The organism is Micromonospora sp. NPDC049101 (assembly GCF_040648675.1).
Classification (GTDB): Bacteria; Actinomycetota; Actinomycetes; order Mycobacteriales; family Micromonosporaceae; genus Micromonospora.
In genome coordinates this window covers 68976-84601 of sequence record NZ_JBEZED010000007.1, presented here as the reverse complement: position 1 = coordinate 84601, position 15626 = coordinate 68976, and the positions used below count along the sequence as shown (strand labels likewise).

Sequence of the window (15626 nt, the reverse complement as noted above, 5' to 3'; positions counted from 1 at the left end):
CCTGCCGCGCCCACCGCCGACTCGCAGATGATCCGTCAGCCCAACTCGGCGAGCAGGCACTCCACCTCGTGCCGGCCGGGTGACTCGATCTGGCGGAACAGGACCAGCGCCCGGCTCAGGTGTGCGCGCGCCGCGGCCGGGTCGGTCGTACCCAGGCAGCGGGCGATGCCCTCCAGTGCCCGGCCCTGCTCGTGTCGGGAACCCAGCCCGGTGGCGTCGACGAGCACGCGACGATGCAGGTCGAGCGCGCTCGTCACGTCGCCCTGATCCAGGATGGCGCGGGCCAGCAGGTTGCGTGAGCCGCACTGGGCGACGCGGTCCCCCACCTCGGTCATCGCGACGAGTGCCGCCCGGTGCAGGTCTGCGGCCTGTTCCGGGCGCCCGGCCTCCCGTTCCATCATCCCGATCTCGTTCAACACCTCACCCTCACCGAACCGGCTGCCCGCCTGTCGCTTGAAACGCAGCGCCACCCGCAGCAACCGGGCGGCCGGCACCACGTCACCCATCCGATGCCGGATCATTCCGAGGTGCCCGAGGGCGTTGCCGATCCGGCGCGGGTCGCCGACCTCGCGAGCGATGCCCAGGTGTCGTCGGGCAACGCGCAGTGCCTCGTCGTGCCGCCCCCACAGCAGCAGGGTCATCGCCAGGTTGTTGAGTTCGTTCGTCAGCGCCACCGTGTCGCGCATCCGCGTCGCCACCGCGCGGGCCTCGTCGAAGCACTCCCGGGCGCGACGGAACTCGAAGTTGGCGGCGTACGAGCTGCCCAGGTTGCCGAGCGTGTTGCGGAACCCGCTGCGCAGACCCAGCCGGCGGAAGATTGCGAGTGACCTTTCCATGACGCGGATCGACTCGGGAAAATCACCAAGCCGGTAGTGGGCCGAGGCCAGATAGTTGAGCATCGTCGCCACGGCCCGGTCGTCGCCCAACACCTCGGCGGCGCGCAGGCCGATGGTGTGTGTCTCGATCAACTCGTCCAGCCGACCGCCCTCGAACTGGGCGTACCAGCAGGCCCTCGCCAACTGCCAGCAGTACTGGAGGAACGCCTCGGTCTCCGCCAACCGGACCAGGGCGGTCCACCCGGCCAGGTTCTCGTCGAGCCAGGCCTGGCCCTGCTCGGCGACGAGCGCGACCAGGTCGGGGCGGAGCGGCCCCGCCACCACGATCAGCGAGTGCAGCGAGGAGAGCTCCTTCGTGCGGGCGATCGCCGTGGCGACGTGCAGATGGTGGTCGAGCAGGCGCTCGATCCCGTCCCGCCGCTCGGCTGCCCGTTCCGGCTCGGCGACCAGGGTCCGGGCGTACTCGCGGACCAGGTCGTGCAGCCGGTACCGGCCCGGCTCCGTCTCCTCCACCAGGTGCGCGTCGACCAACTCGTCGAGCAGGTCCTGGGCGTCGGGCAGGGGCAGCTCGGCGAGGACGGCCGCGACCGATTTGTCGAACCGTACCCCCGGGTGCAGGCCGAGCAGCCGGAACGCACGCTGCGCCGTCGGCGGCACCTGGGCGTACGACAGGGCGAAGGCGCGGGCGACGGACCGGTCACCCGCTTCGAACTCGGCCAACGGATCGGACCGTCTCGTCAGCCGCTCGGCCAGGTCGGCGATGCGCCAACGGGGACGGTGCGCGAGTCGGGCACCGGCCAGCCGGATGGCGAGTGGCAGGTGGCCGCAGCGGCGGACGACCTCGGTGGCCGCCTCCGGCTCGGCCGCCACCCGGTCGACGCCGACCACGTGCCCGAGCAGCTCGATCGCCTCGTCCGTGTCGAGCACGGGCAGTGACGACGGTCGCCCCTCGTCCACTCCGACCAGCCGGCGCCGACTGGTGATCAGGACGAGGCAGTGCGAGCCGTTGGGCAGCAGCGGTGTCACCTGGTCGGCGGTGGCGGCGTTGTCCAGCACCAGCAGGGCCCGTCGGCCGGCCAACTCGGTGCGCCAGAGCGCCAACCGGTCGTCCTGGTTCGTGGGTACCCGTTCGGCGGGCACACCGAGCTGCCGCAGCAGCGTGGCCACCGCCGCGGCCGGTGTCAGCGGGGTGCGCTCGCTGTGCCCGTGCAGGTCGATGTAGAGCTGGGCGTCCGGGTAGTCGTCCGCGAGGGCGGTGGCGACGTGCACCGCGAGGGTGGTCTTACCGCTGCCGGCCATCCCGTCGATGAGCTGGATTCGCGCGCCGGCCTCCACGTCCTTCACCAGACGGGCCAGCGTCTGCTGCCGACCGGTGAAGTCACCGATCGCCCGGGGCAGTGAGCGGACCGGAACGCTCGGCGACGACGCCCGACCGGCCAGGACGAGATCGCCGGCGAGCACACGCTGATGCAGCTCCTGAAGCTCGGCGCCGGGCTCGATGCCCAACTCGTCGGCGTAGAGCCGCCGCCCCTCCCGGTAGACCGCGAGCGCCTCGGCCTGCCGACCGACCGAGGAGAGGGCGAGCATCAGTTGGCCGCGCAGTCGCTCCCGCAGCGGGTGCTGGTCGATGCTCTCGGCCAGCTCGTCGATCAGCTCGACGCCTCGACCGAGACGCATCTCGACCTCGACGCACTCCTCCAGCACGGTCAGGCGCTGCTCGTCGAGGGTCTGGGCGCGGCGGCGGATGCTCTGGCTCGGGATACCGCTGAGCGCAGGCCCCCGCCAGAGCGCCAGGGCAGCGCGAAATCCGGTACGCGCGTCGTCCAGCCGACCGGCCGCGGCGGCGGCACGGGCCACCTCCACACCCCGGACGAACACCTCGACGTCCAGGTCGTTCGGTGCGGTACGGATGCCGTACCCCGCCGGGTCGGTGACGATCGCCTCCGGCGACAGCCCGAGTTCGGCGAACCGGCGGCGCAACCGCGACACACAGGTCTGCAACTGGGCTCGGACGGTGGCCGGTGGCTGCTCCTCCCACACCGCGTCGACCAGCTCTTCGACGGGCACGAGCCGGCCGGCCCGCAACAGCAGCATGGCGAGGACGATCCGGTCTCGACCAGCGGTGACTGTGGACTCACCACCGCCCACCCGCAGGGGCCCCAGGATCCCGAACCGCATCTGCTCCCCCGCCTTACTGGCCCGACCTCCAGCAGAGTAGTCCGACGGTCACGGATCGGCCCAGTCAGGCGATAGCGATGTGAGAGCGGATCGGCAGCGGTGTATCGGACACTCTCTCTGGGTTGTCGGTGACGGCATCCGACGGGGGCGGTGCGCCCGTCCCAGGGCCTTGGCGGGCCAGGCGCACCGATGTCGGTACAACACGGGCGACAAAAGGGGCGTCGAGCGAATTCGCTCGACGCCCCTTTCGTGTACGCGACGGTCGGCGGCGGCCGACGGTGCTGGTCAGGTCAGCGGCGGCCGACGGTGAGCACCGGCTTGGTGACCTCGGCGAAGAAGTCGTTGCCCTTGTCGTCGACGACGATGAAGGCCGGGAAGTCCTCCACCTCGATCTTCCAGACCGCCTCCATGCCCAGCTCCGCGTATTCGAGGACCTCGACGTGCTTGATGCAGTCCTGGGCGAGGCGGGCCGCGGGGCCGCCGATCGAGCCGAGGTAGAAGCCACCGTACTGCTGGCAGGAACGGGTCACCTGGCCGGAGCGGTTGCCCTTGGCGAGCATCACCTGCGAGCCACCCGCGGCCTGGAACTTCTCCACGTAGGCGTCCATCCGGCCGGCAGTGGTCGGGCCGAAGGAGCCGGACGCGTACCCCTCGGGGGTCTTCGCCGGGCCGGCGTAGTAGACGGCGTGGTCGCGCAGGTACCGCGGCATCGGCTCGCCGGCGTCCAGCCGCTCGGCGATCTTGGCGTGCGCGATGTCGCGGGCCACCACGAGCGGGCCGGACAGCGAGAGCCGGGTCTTCACCGGGTATTTCGACAGCTCGGCGCGGATCTCGTCCATCGGCCGGTTGAGGTCGACCCGGACCACCAGTTCGGCGTCGAGCGCGTCGTCGGTGACGTCGGGCAGGAAGCGCGCCGGGTCGGTTTCCAGTCGCTCCAGCCACACGCCCGACGGAGTGATCTTGGCGACCGCCTGCCGGTCCGCCGAACAGGAGACGGCGATCGCCACCGGGCAGGACGCGCCGTGCCGGGGCAGCCGGACCACCCGTACGTCGTGGCAGAAGTACCGGCCACCGAACTGCGCCCCGATGCCGAAGTTGCGGGTCAGCTCCAGCACCTCGGCCTCCAACTCCAGGTCGCGGAAGCCGTGCGCGCTCATCGAGCCGGAGGTGGGCAGCGCGTCGAGATACTTCGCGCTGGCGTACTTCGCGGTCTTCAGGGCGTACTCGGCGGAGGTGCCGCCGATGACGATGGCCAGGTGGTACGGCGGGCAGGCGGCGGTGCCGATCAGCCGCAGCTTCTCCTCCAGGAACTGCATCATCCGCGTCGGGTTGAGCAGCGCCTTGGTCTCCTGGTAGAGGTACGACTTGTTGGCCGAGCCGCCACCCTTGGCCATGAACAGGAACTTGTACGCGTCGGGGTGCCCGTCCGGGTCCTCGGCGTACAGGTCGACCTGGGCCGGCAGGTTGCTGCCGGTGTTCCGCTCGTCCCACATGGTCAGCGGGGCGAGCTGGGAGTAGCGCAGGTTGAGCTTGGTGTAGGCCTGGTAGACGCCCCGGGAGATGGCCTCGGCGTCGCCGCCGTCGGTGAGCACGTGCCGGCCGCGCTTGCCCATCACGATCGCGGTGCCGGTGTCCTGGCACATCGGCAGCACTCCGCCGGCGGCGATGTTGGCGTTGCGCAGCAGGTCCAGTGCGACGAACCGGTCGTTCGGCGAGGCGGCCGGATCATCGATGATCGCCCGGAGTTGGGCCAGGTGCGCGGGGCGGAGGAAGTGCGCGATGTCGTGCATCGCCTCGGCGGTCAGCGCGGTGAGCGCGGCCGGCTCCACAGTGAGGAACCGGCGGCCTCCCGGGCCGTGTACGACGTCGACGCCCTCGTCGGTGACCAGGCGGTAATCCGTCTGGTCGGGGCCGGTCGGCAGCAGGGGGGCGTACGAGAATGCGGCGGCACTGCTCATGAGCGGCAAGCCTAGGGCAGACCGGTCGATCACTCCCACCCGCCGGGCGGGTCCTGGGACGCCGCTCTCATCCCGCGGACCCGTCGCCCGCTCACCCACGCGGTGACCAGGCCCTAGCCGTCCTTGCCGCCGTCCGGGTCGGGGCAGAGCTCGCCCTTCGGGCCGCAGTCGCCGTTGTTCTGCCCACCGGGGCCGGTGCCGCCCGGCCCGGGATTCCCACCGTCGCCGGGTGGGCGGGCGGGCGAGCCTCCGGCAGCGCCGAAGCGGACATATCCGATCTCGCGCCCCTCACCGATGATCATGCCCTGCGAGCCGACCGCGAGGGCGTTCGCCGAGGTGCGCAGGACGGCCAGCTCCCGGCCGGTGCGCGGGTCCACCGCGACCAACCGGGACGGCTTCTCGTCCGCGACCACCGCCGCGTACGGGGTCAGCGCGGCACCGGCCTTGCCGCTGGCGGGCCGAGTCCACAGCACCCGGTCGGTGCCGAGCTGACGGGCGACCACCGAACGCTTGTCGGCCGCCCGGAACACCGCGTAGCGGTCGTCGACCGCGATCAACTTGGTGCCCGCTTCGCCGACCCAGAGCAGCCGGCCATCGTACCCGTCGATGACCGCCTCGCGGCCGTCCGGGCCGACACCGATCAGCACGTTCCGCGCACCCTGCGGGTCCTCGCGCTGCACGCAGCCGGCGCTGTCGGCGGTCCGTAGGTTGATCCCGGCCCGCTGCCAGGCCTCCTGCCCGGTCGCCGGGTCGCGGGCCGAGATGGCGAAGTAGCAGGCGCCGTCCTGGGATCGGGCGGCGATCCGCAGCATCCGGCCGCCCACCACGGACAGCCGCTCGTCCCGGCCGGGTTCGACATTCTGCAACACCCGGCCGGTGGCGGTGTCCACCACGTGCACCCGGCCGTCCACCGGGAAGCCGAGCAGCGGTGGCGCGGGTTCCGCACCGGCCACCCCGTCGTCGATCCGGGTGGCGGTGAGCCGGCGGGTGCCGCGCAGGCCCGGATTGTCGGCGAGCAGGCCGCTGTGCACCCCGGGCAGGAAGGCCGTCCAGATCGGCGCGGTGCCGCGCGGGTCCCAGGCGCTCAGGGTGCAGTCGGTGGCGTCCGTGCAGCGGGCGTCGAGGAGCAGGTTGCGGTAGGTCCACACGGCCACCGCGTCGCCGTCGCGTCGCCGGGTCGCCCCGGTGGTCGGGTCGAGCAGCTCGTACCCCTTGACCAGGAGCTTGCCCACGGCGACGACCGGGTCCCGGTCACCGCCGGCGACCGCCGCCCAGTCGGCCTTGCGCTCCCAGAGCTGCGCGCCGGTGGCCAGGCTGCGCGCCTCGACCCGGGTGCGCTGCTCGACCACGACGGCGTCGCCGGCGATCGTCACACTGCGCGGGGTGCCGCCGATCCGTTGCTGCCAGACCACGTCGGGCTCGGAGATGGGCTCGCTGCGGTCCACCCAGTCCCACAGGCCGGGGAAGGGATTCCACACGCCGGTCGCGGCGAGGGCGACGACCACGGCAAGGCCGAGCAGCAGCCCCCCGCGCACCCTCCCCTTCGCCACCCGCACACCGTAGCCACGATCGCGGATCTTCCGTGCCCTCGCGCCGCCGTGTCGCCGCGCTTTCTGCGCTCGGAGGTGTTACAGCGCCCGTATGGCGCTGCGGACGAGGGGAAGCGTGCGGTATGGGATCTGCTCGGCCAACGCGATGATCGTCGACGCCCGGGTGATGCCGGCGGAGGAGACGATCTGGTCGATGACCCGCTGCAGGTCGGTGTTCGAGCGGGCCACGATCCGGCAGAGCAGGTCACTGGAGCCGGTGATGGTGTGCGCCTCCAGCACCTCGGGGATGGCGGCGAGGTGCGCGGTGACCGGGTCGTGGCCGTGCCGCTGGCTGATCTCCAGGGTGACGAAGCTGGTCACCCCGAACCCGATCGCGGCCGGTGCGATCTCCGGGCCGAAGCCACCGATGACGCCCCGGTCGATCAGCTTGTCCAGCCGGGCCTGCACGGTGCCCCGGGCCACCCCGAGCCGGCGGGAGCACTCCAGCACCCCGATCCGCGGCTCCTCGGCGAGCAGTTCGATCAAGCGCACGTCCAGTGCGTCGAGCTGTACATTCTGCTCACCATTCATGAGTGTTGACCATACCGAATGCGCAACCTGACCAGCATTTACCCGGACAGTTGCCCAGCCGATGCCCGCACCGCGATCCTTCGGTCAACAACCGGCCCACGAGGCCGGCCGGTACGCGAGGGAGGCCATCATGACCCAGGCGATCGACCGACCCCAGTCGACCGAGGACGTCGACGTCGACCGGCTCGTCGGCGCTGTCGACCACGACATCAGCCACGACCCGTTCCCGGTCCGGGGCCTCGACCACGTGCACTTCCTGGTCGGCAACGCCAAGCAGGCCGCGCACTACTACTCCACCGCGTTCGGCATGACCTGTGTGGCGTACCGCGGCCCCGAGCAGGGCTACCGCGACCACGCCCAGTACGTGCTGACCAGCGGCTCGGCCCGGTTCGTGCTGACCGGCGCGGTGCGCCCGGACGCCGACGGCGCCGAGCACGTGGCGAAGCACAGCGACGGGATCAGCGACATCGCGCTGGAGGTCCCGGACGTCGACGCCGCGTACGCGCACGCCGTCGCGCAGGGCGCCGCCAGCGTCGTCGAGCCGCACGAGGTGACCGACGAGCACGGCACGGTCCGGATGGCCGCCATCGCCGCGTACGGCGACACCCGGCACACCCTCGTCGACAGGTCCCGCTACACCGGCCCGTTCCTGCCCGGCTTCGCCGCCCGCGGCCCGATCGTGGACCGGCAGCCGATGATCGCCGCCGGCATCCAGCCGAAGCGCTTCTTCCAGGCCGTCGACCACGTGGTCGGCAACGTGGAGCTGGGCCGGATGGACGAGTGGGTCGAGTTCTACAAGCGGGTGATGGGCTTCTCCAACATGGCGGAGTTCGTCGGCGACGACATCGCCACCGACTACTCGGCGCTGATGAGCAAGGTCGTGGCGAACGGCACCCGGAAGGTGAAGTTCCCACTCAACGAGCCGGCGATCGCCCGGAAGAAGTCCCAGATCGACGAGTACCTGGAGTTCTACCAGGGCCCCGGGGCGCAGCACATCGCCGTCGCCACCAACGACATCCTGGCCAGCGTCGACGCGATGCGGGCCGCCGGGGTGGAGTTCCTGGACACCCCGGACTCGTACTACGAGGACCCCGAGCTGCGGGCCCGCATCGGCAAGGTGCGGGTGCCGATCGAGGAGCTGAAGGCCCGCAAGATCCTCGTCGACCGCGACGAGGACGGCTACCTGCTGCAGATCTTCACCAAGCCGGTGCAGGACCGCCCCACCGTGTTCTTCGAACTGATCGAACGGCACGGCTCGCTGGGCTTCGGCAAGGGCAACTTCAAGGCGCTCTTCCAGGCGATCGAGCGAGAGCAGGAAGCACGCGGCAACCTGTAACACTTGCGAGCGTGACGCAGCCTCCGTCGTACCCGACGCCGCCGGTCGGTGGGCCTCAGCCCGCCACCGGCGGCTTCGCGCCGCCGCCCGGACCACACCCCCAGGGGTACGCCGCGCCGCCGCAGTACGCCCCACCCGGGTACGCCCCGCCGCCGTGGCCCGCCGGACCACCCGGCCCGCTGCCGCCGACGCTGAGCCCGGGTGGTCAGCCGCTGGCGAGCTTCGGCGACCGGCTGCTCGCCTGGCTGATCGACACGGCGTTGGCCAGTGCCGTGTCGCTGGTGCTGTTCCTGCCGTTCTTCCTCGTCCTCTGGTGGCGGATGGTCACCGAGATGACCCGGACCAACCCGGACGGCACGCTTGTGGAGCCCGACATGGCGACCTTCTTCGTCGAGTTCCTCCTGCCGATCATGCTGCTACAGCTCGGGCTCTTCGTCGTGACGCTCGGGCTCTACTGGCTCTACCACGTGGAATACCTCAAGCGCGGCGGTCAGACGCTCGGCAAGAAGGTGCTGAAGCTGCGGGTGGTGCCGATCGACCCGACCCGCACGCTGGACCGGCGGATGGCCGGCCGGCGCTGGCTCGTGCAGTACCTCGGTGGCTCGTTGGTCCCGGGAGGCGCCTACGTCGACGGCCTGTGGCAACTCTGGGACAAGCCGTGGCAGCAGTGCCTCCATGACAAGTTCGCCGATACGGTCGTCGTTAAGGTGTCCACGTGAGCGAGCGCAACGACCGAAACAGCAGGCAGCGAAGCGGAGCGGCGGCGTGAGCGAGCGCAGCGAGCGAACCAGTAGGCACAGGAGCGTGGCGCCGCGCGCCGTCGCGCAGCGAAGCGGAGCAGCGGCGTGAGCGTTCAGCCCGGCTGGTATGTCGACCCGGCCGACAGGGAGACCCAGCGTTACTGGGACGGCGAGGGTTGGCTCGGTGCACCCATCTCCGCCGACGCCACCCCGCCGGACGGTCCTCCGCCGGTCGAGCCGCCGCCGGCGCCGGTCACCTCGGCCGTGCCCGCCGCGGCGGGCACCTCGGGCCCGGGGACCGGCGCGCCCGGCGGGCCGCCGCAGCAGGGTCCACCACCGGGGTACGGCCCGCCGCCGGGGCAGGGCCCTGGCTGGGGTCCGCAGGGCGGTCCGTCAGGCTGGGGGCCACCGGCCGGCCCGCCGGCCTGGGGTCCGCAGGGCGGCCCGCCAGGCTGGGCGCCTCCGGGTGGCCACCCGGGTTCAGCACCCCTGCCCGGGCACCCGGGTTGGGTGCCCCCGCCCGGTCACCCGGGTTGGTCGATGCGACCGCCCGAGCCACGACCGCACGGCCTCCGGCTGGCCGGCTACGGCCGCCGGTTCGTTGCTCGGCTTATCGACTTCGGCCTCCTCCTCGCACTGAACATCGTGGCGAACGGCTGGTTCGTCTGGCGCTGGGTGCAGGAGTGGACCCCGTACTGGCAGGAGATCTTCCGGCGGGCGGCCCGGGGCGACACCTCCGCCGAGGGCCTGCCGTTGCCCGACCAGCAGGCCAACTCGCTCCTGGTGGTGATCCTGCTGGTCGCCACCGCGCTCTGGCTGGCGTACGAGGTGCCCGCCATGGCCGCTGGTGGGCAGACCGTCGGCAAGCGGGTGATGCGAATCCGGGCGGTGCCGATCGCCGCCGACCAGCCGCTGGGCATGGGCCGGGCACTGGTCCGGTGGAGCCTGCTGGGTCTGCCGACTCTGATCTGGTACTGCGCAGGGATCGGCCTGGTGGTGCAACTTGTCGACGCCCTCTCCCCACTCTTCGACCAGCCGCTGCGCCAGGCGCTGCACGACAAGCGCGCCCAGACGGTGGTCGTCGAGGTTCCCCACCACACCGGACCCACCCCCTCGAACGACCGCAACCACCCCCCGGGAGACACCCCATGACCGACTCCGGACGTCACCAGCCGGCGCTGCGGCTGACCCGCGCCGACCTGGACGCGCTGCCCAACTACGTGCCGGGGCGCAGTCCCGCCGACCTGGCTCGGGAGTTGGGCCTACCGGAGGCCATCAAGCTGGCCAGCAACGAGGTTCCGTACGGGCCGCTGCCCGGCGTGGTGGAGGCGGTCACCGAGGCGATCAGCACCTCGCACCGCTACCCGGACATGGGCGTGGTCGCGCTGCGGGAGGCGCTGGCCCAGCGGTACGGGGTGGACGCCGACCGGATCGCCACCGGCTGCGGGTCGGTGGCGCTCGCCGAGCACCTGGTGCGGGCCACCTGCCTGCCCGGCGACGAGGTGCTCTACTCGTGGCGGTCCTTCGAGGCGTACCCGATCATTGTGGCGACCAGCGGCGCGACAAGCGTGCGGCTGCCCAACGACGCCGGGCACGGGCACGACCTGGCGGCGATGGCCGCGGCGGTGACCGACCGGACCCGGGTGATTTTCGTCTGCAACCCGAACAACCCCACCGGCACCGCCGTACGCCGGGCCGACCTGGACCGGTTCCTCGACGCGGTGCCGGACGACGTGCTGGTGGTGATCGACGAGGCGTACCGGGAGTTCGTCACCGACGCGGAGGTGCCGGACGGGCTCGACTACCTGGACCGGCCCAACGTCGCGGTGCTGCGCACCCTGTCCAAGGCGTGGGGGCTCGCCGGGCTGCGGATGGGCTGGCTGGTCGCCCAGCCGGTGGTCGCGGCGGCCATCCGCAAGGTGGCGACCCCGTTCTCCAGCAGCACGGCGGCCCAGGCCGGGGCGCTCGCCGCGCTGGCACAGGCGACGGAGATGGAGCGGCGCTGCGCCCTTGTCGTCGCCGAGCGGGACCGGGTCACCGAGGCCCTGCGCAAGTTCGTGCCCGAGGTGCCGACGAGCCAGGCCAACTTCGTCTGGCTGCCGCTGGCCGAGCGGGCGGTGGCGTTCGGCAAGGCGTGCGAGGCGCGCGGGGTGATCGTGCGGCCGTTCGCCGGGGACGGGGTTCGGGTCACCATCGGCACCCCCGCCGAGAACGACGCGTTCCTGGCTGCGGCGGAGTCCGCACTGACCTGACCCGGAACGGGTCATAAGCGTTGTTTGTCCACTTCTGCCCCGATAACTGCCCTATCTTCCGAAGTAGCCGGCTGTGTCGAGGAATCACGCCGGCTCACTTCGAGAACGGGGTAACAAACAGTGCGTACTGCCAAGATCTGTCTCGCCGGAGCGGCCGCCGCCGCGATGGTCGGCTTCCTCGCGGCACCGGCCGCCGCCGCGCCGACCGACACCACCACCGTCACCTTCGAGGTGGAGGCGGGCACCCTCGACATCGACGCGCCGGCCACCGCCGACCTGGGCGGCGGCGCGCCCGGCACCACCATCACCGGCCAACTCGGCCCGGTCACGGTCACCGACTCCCGGGGTGCGGCGGACGCCTCCTGGGTGGCCACGGTGACGGCCAGCGTCTTCCAGACCGGCGGCGGCACCCCCGCCGAGACGGTTCTGCCGGGGGAGATCGACTACTGGTCCGGCCCGGCGACGGCGACCACCGGCACCGGCACCTTCACGCCCGGTCAGGCCAACGCCGGCGCAGCGGAGCCGCTGGACAGCGTCACGCCGGTCACGGCGTTCACCCACACCGGTGGCACCGGTGGTAACACCGCGACCTGGAACCCGACCCTGATCGTCAACGTGCCGCTGGACAGCATCGCGGGCGTCTACACCGGGACGGTGACGCATTCGGTGGCCTAGCCGCCACGGCCGGTCGACCGTCGCGGTCGCGCTGGCGCTGCTCAGCCTCGCCGGTCCGGGTCTGTCGACCCGGGCCGGCGCGGTCGAGCCGGACGCCGACGACCGCCTCGGGATCCGGCTGCTGGAGGCGCCGACCAATCGCCGCGACGACCCCCGGGCGTTGCGGTACATCGTCGATCACCTGCCGCCGGGCACCACCATCAAGCGGCAACTGCTGATCAGCAATCGGACCGACGAGGCCCGCCGCATCGACGTCTATCCGGCGGCGGCCACCGTGGAAGGGTCCGAGTTCAGGTTCGGCGAGGGCCGCGCGACAAACGAGCTGACCTCGTGGATCACCCTCGACAAGTCCGTCGTGGAGGTGGAACCGTGGGGCGAGGCCCGGGTCCTGGCCACCATCGTGGTGCCGCGGGCCGCCTCACGCGGCGAGCGGTACGGGGTGGTCTGGGCGTCCGCCACCTCGGCGCCCCGCTCCGACGGGGAGGTCACCCAGATCCACCGGGTCGGCGTTCGGATGTACCTCGACATCGGGCCCGGGGGTGAGCCGGTCTCCGACTTCTCGATCGGTGAGCTTCGCCCGGCCCGCGACCCCGAGGGCGTGCCCTCGGTGACCGCCCAGGTCACCAACACCGGTGGTCGTGCCATCGACCTGACCGGCTCGGTCGCCCTCAGCGAGGGACCGGCCGACAGCCGAGCCGGCCCATTCCAGGTCGGCCAGGGCGTCACGCTGCCGCCGGGCGGCTCCGGGCAGGTCATCGCCCGGCTGCCGGCCGAGCTGCCGAACGGGCCCTGGAAGATCGAGGTGAACCTGGAGAGCGGGATGGTCAAGCGCAGCATCACCGCGCAGATCGAGTTTCCCGACGCGGGTCAGGTCGGCAAGCGGGGCAGCGTCATCTCCCGGATGACGTCCGCCTGGACCGTGGCGGCAGCCGTCGCGGGCCTCCTGCTCATCGCCGGCCTCGTGATGCTGGCCCGTCGATCCCGGCGGTCCACCCGGCCCCCCACCGGCCGTCCACGGGAGCGGGTCTCGGCCGGACACTGACGCCACGCCGGCGGCCGCGCGACGAATCGGCCGCCGGCGGCGGGCTCGCGCCAGCCGCCGGCGGGCCTCCGCAAGCCGTCGGGGCCGTAGCCTCCGCAAGCTGTCGGCGGGGCGCACCCGACAGGCCCGCCCCCGGCGGCGGGCCTGCGTCAATCGCCGACGGCCGGCGTACGTCACACGCGCCGCCACCGACGGGCGGCGAGCCCACCGACGATCAGCAGGAGCACGCCCAGCCCGACGAGCAGCAACGTCGACCCGCCGGAACCGGTGACCGGCAGTTGACCGTGGCTGGGTGTGGGCTGGGGTGGTGCCGGCGTGGGTTGCGTCGGCGTGGGCGCGGGTTGCGTGGGAGTGGGAGTGGGCGTGGGCGTCGGCGACGCCGGCAGGATCTCGAAGGTGACGCCGGTGTCCGCCGACGGCGCCGCCCGGACGGCAGCGAACCCGCGCGCCGAGGCGGGATCCGCGCCCAGCACCGGCGGAACCGCCAGCGCGAGGCTCGCGGCGGCGGCCAGTGCGCCGCCCACGAGGTAGTTGGCTGCTGTCCTGCCCATGCGCCGACCCCTTCCCGAGGAAAACCTGAACCGCGAAAAACATATCCTTTACCGACAAAAGGTATGGACGGTTCGAATCCTCGGGCGCCGAAGACGCCACGATCAGGTGGCGGCCAGGATCACCGCCTCCGACGTCAGGTAGTAACGCTTGTCGTCCCCGTCGGGGTTCACCGGCCTGCGGAGCCGTTCCACCGCGACGAAGCCACCCCCGACCCCCACCGCCCCGGGCGCCCAGCCAGTCCCGTCCCGCCCGACGTTGAGCGAGAAGCGGGACAGTTGCCCACCGGTCGCCGGGTCCAGCGTCACCAGGTCGTTGGTCTCGGTCAGCAGGTGCACCCGGCCGGGCTGCGCGGCCAGCACCCGTACCGCACCAAGATCGGCCGACCGCCACAGCTCCGCGCCCGTACGCGCCGAACGACCCACCGCCACCCCGTCGAGCACCACGACTGCCCGTTCACCCACCACCGTGGCCCCGGCCGGATCGAGCGCGGGGGCGGCGACCGGCTCACCGGTGCCCAGCAGCCATCCCCGGCCGGCCGCGTCGCCCGGTCCAGCGGTGCGCAGGGCCGGGCAGTCCGACCGGCCGGTACGACAACCGAGCGGAGTCACCACCAACTCGTCCGCCCCACCCGGCGGCCGCCACCGTTCGCGTACCGCACCCGTCGCCGCGTCCCGGAACTCGACAGTGGCCGGGCCGGCGCACCGGTCCAGACCGATCAGCTGCCCGGAGGCGGTGGTGCCGACGTCACTGCGGCAACCGCCGGGCAGGTCGACCCGCCACAGCTGCCGACCGCCGCGCACCTCGACCCCGCGCGCCTCGGCGTCTCCGCTGGCCACCACCACCGTGCGACCGTCCGGAAGTTCGGTGAGATGCAGCCCGCTCGGGTCCCAGACGGTGGCCGCACCGGTACGGCGTACCACCGCAGCGCTCTTCACGGGCTCCGGGCCGTCGGCCCTCCACAGCACCCGACCCGTCGGCGCGTCGAGCGCGACAAGTCGACCGTCGGACCAACGGCTCACCACCGTGCTGCCGCTGGCCACCACCCCGGTCAACTCCGCCGGCCAGCGCCGGTACGACCAGTACGGGGTGGTCCGGTACCGCCAGTCCACCGGCCGGTCGGCGTAGACCTGGCGGTGCGCGGCGTACACCCGCAGTCTGCCGTCCACGATCAACGGGGCGACCGGCAGTCGACCGACCACGCCGGCAGCCGGTTGGGCCGCGGGCGGATAGTCGGCTCGGGCCACCGTGCTCACCTCGGCCGGCGCGAGCACCCGGTAACCGATGACCACGACGGCCACTGTCGCGAGCAGCGCCACGACCGCCATCGCGAGCCGTCGTCGGCCCCTCGGGATCCCCATGCCGCACCTCCGCCCGGCACCCTACCCAGGGCAACCGGCCGGACCCCGCGCAGGTCACGGCGACCACGTGCGCAGGGTGACCGGCCGCGCTCAGGCGGCTTCGACGGAGCCGGCACCGGCCGCGATGGCCAGGTCGGCGAGGTCGCGCCGGAGTGCCACCTCGACCGCCCGCGCGGCGAGGTGGCCGAGCAACAGCGCCACCACCCGGCCGTACGGAGCGGTCGGCACGGCCTCGTGGGTGACGGTGACCGCCGTACAACCTCGTCGGCGACGCCGGACCTGTCGCAAACTCCAGGTGATCCGGTAATCCACGCCGGCACCGGAGGAACACAGCACCAGCCGGTGTGGGGCCTGTGTCTCCACCACCAGGAACTCTTCGGTCAACGTGCCGCCGTCGGGCTGGGCGCGCTCCTCACGCCAGGCGGTGCCCGGCCCGAACGGACCCGGGGTGAGCACCTCGATCGGGCCGGCGGCGGTCAGCCGGACCGCGCGGCCGGGCAGGTCGGTCAGCAGACACCAGACATCGACAGCGTCCGCCTCGATGAACCTGGTAACCGCCACCGTCGACATGCCAGCCTC

13 protein-coding genes are annotated in these 15626 nt (G+C 72.3%); 6 read left to right on the top strand and 7 right to left on the bottom strand.

Annotation, left to right across the window (positions count from 1 at the left end):
* Positions 1-35 precede the first annotated feature (35 nt).
* The 4 genes from AB0B57_RS11775 to AB0B57_RS11760 all read right to left on the bottom strand — a co-directional run bounded on the left by AB0B57_RS11775 (position 36) and on the right by AB0B57_RS11760 (position 7092).
* Positions 36-3014: a BTAD domain-containing putative transcriptional regulator gene (locus AB0B57_RS11775; RefSeq protein WP_357068039.1), complete on the bottom strand. Its 2979-nt coding sequence runs from the start codon at positions 3012-3014 to the stop codon at positions 36-38.
* A gap of 290 nt (positions 3015-3304) precedes the next feature.
* Positions 3305-4972, bottom strand: a complete 1668-nt coding sequence (locus AB0B57_RS11770; RefSeq protein WP_357068037.1) for a fumarate hydratase — start codon at positions 4970-4972, stop codon at positions 3305-3307.
* Between the two features lie 113 nt (positions 4973-5085).
* The gene (locus tag AB0B57_RS11765) at positions 5086-6495 is read right to left on the bottom strand and encodes a PQQ-binding-like beta-propeller repeat protein (RefSeq protein WP_357068431.1); all 1410 of its coding nucleotides are present in this window, start codon (positions 6493-6495) and stop codon (positions 5086-5088) included.
* A gap of 105 nt (positions 6496-6600) precedes the next feature.
* On the bottom strand, positions 6601-7092 hold the full coding sequence (locus AB0B57_RS11760) for an Lrp/AsnC family transcriptional regulator (RefSeq protein WP_357068035.1): 492 nt from the start codon (positions 7090-7092) through the stop codon (positions 6601-6603).
* Between the two features lie 130 nt (positions 7093-7222).
* On the opposite strand from AB0B57_RS11760, the gene hppD reads away from it, so the two are divergent.
* The 6 genes from hppD to AB0B57_RS11730 all read left to right on the top strand — a co-directional run bounded on the left by hppD (position 7223) and on the right by AB0B57_RS11730 (position 13137).
* Positions 7223-8428, top strand: coding sequence for a 4-hydroxyphenylpyruvate dioxygenase (gene hppD / locus AB0B57_RS11755; protein ID WP_357068033.1), 1206 nt, complete (start codon positions 7223-7225; stop codon positions 8426-8428).
* 11 nt (positions 8429-8439) lie between these two features.
* A complete protein-coding gene (locus tag AB0B57_RS11750; protein ID WP_357068031.1) occupies positions 8440-9147 on the top strand; it encodes an RDD family protein in 708 nt (235 codons plus the stop codon).
* A 126-nt stretch (positions 9148-9273) separates the two neighbouring features.
* On the top strand, positions 9274-10320 hold the full coding sequence (locus AB0B57_RS11745; protein ID WP_357068029.1) for an RDD family protein: 1047 nt from the start codon (positions 9274-9276) through the stop codon (positions 10318-10320).
* Positions 10317-11420: a histidinol-phosphate transaminase gene (hisC, locus tag AB0B57_RS11740; RefSeq protein WP_357068027.1), complete on the top strand. Its 1104-nt coding sequence runs from the start codon at positions 10317-10319 to the stop codon at positions 11418-11420. Before AB0B57_RS11745 ends, hisC begins: the two co-directional genes overlap by 4 nt.
* Positions 11421-11540: 120 nt before the next feature.
* The gene (locus AB0B57_RS11735) at positions 11541-12095 is read left to right on the top strand and encodes a hypothetical protein (protein WP_357068025.1); all 555 of its coding nucleotides are present in this window, start codon (positions 11541-11543) and stop codon (positions 12093-12095) included.
* A 160-nt stretch (positions 12096-12255) separates the two neighbouring features.
* Positions 12256-13137: a hypothetical protein gene (locus AB0B57_RS11730; RefSeq protein ID WP_357068023.1), complete on the top strand. Its 882-nt coding sequence runs from the start codon at positions 12256-12258 to the stop codon at positions 13135-13137.
* 173 nt (positions 13138-13310) lie between these two features.
* Here the strand turns inward: AB0B57_RS11730 and AB0B57_RS11725 are convergent, their stop codons facing one another.
* The 3 genes from AB0B57_RS11725 to AB0B57_RS11715 form a co-directional block, all read right to left on the bottom strand.
* Entirely contained in the window at positions 13311-13688 is a 378-nt protein-coding gene (locus tag AB0B57_RS11725) for an LPXTG cell wall anchor domain-containing protein (protein ID WP_357068021.1), read from the bottom strand.
* 102 nt (positions 13689-13790) lie between these two features.
* On the bottom strand, positions 13791-15047 hold the full coding sequence (locus tag AB0B57_RS11720) for a PQQ-binding-like beta-propeller repeat protein (protein WP_357068019.1): 1257 nt from the start codon (positions 15045-15047) through the stop codon (positions 13791-13793).
* A 90-nt stretch (positions 15048-15137) separates the two neighbouring features.
* Positions 15138-15617, bottom strand: coding sequence for an SRPBCC family protein (locus tag AB0B57_RS11715; protein WP_357068017.1), 480 nt, complete (start codon positions 15615-15617; stop codon positions 15138-15140).
* Positions 15618-15626 lie beyond the last annotated feature (9 nt).

Excerpts from the sequence above, each read along its gene's own strand:
- AB0B57_RS11720 (WP_357068019.1), bottom strand. The coding sequence starts at position 15,047 with ATGGGGATCCCGAGGGGCCGACGACGGCTCGCGATGGCGGTCGTGGCG.
- AB0B57_RS11760 (WP_357068035.1), bottom strand. The coding sequence starts at position 7,092 with ATGAATGGTGAGCAGAATGTACAGCTCGACGCACTGGACGTGCGCTTG.
- hppD (WP_357068033.1), top strand. The coding sequence starts at position 7,223 with ATGACCCAGGCGATCGACCGACCCCAGTCGACCGAGGACGTCGACGTC.
- hisC (WP_357068027.1), top strand. The coding sequence starts at position 10,317 with ATGACCGACTCCGGACGTCACCAGCCGGCGCTGCGGCTGACCCGCGCC.
- AB0B57_RS11775 (WP_357068039.1), bottom strand. The coding sequence starts at position 3,014 with ATGCGGTTCGGGATCCTGGGGCCCCTGCGGGTGGGCGGTGGTGAGTCC.
- AB0B57_RS11715 (WP_357068017.1), bottom strand. The coding sequence starts at position 15,617 with ATGTCGACGGTGGCGGTTACCAGGTTCATCGAGGCGGACGCTGTCGAT.
- AB0B57_RS11770 (WP_357068037.1), bottom strand. The coding sequence starts at position 4,972 with ATGAGCAGTGCCGCCGCATTCTCGTACGCCCCCCTGCTGCCGACCGGC.
- AB0B57_RS11725 (WP_357068021.1), bottom strand. The coding sequence starts at position 13,688 with ATGGGCAGGACAGCAGCCAACTACCTCGTGGGCGGCGCACTGGCCGCC.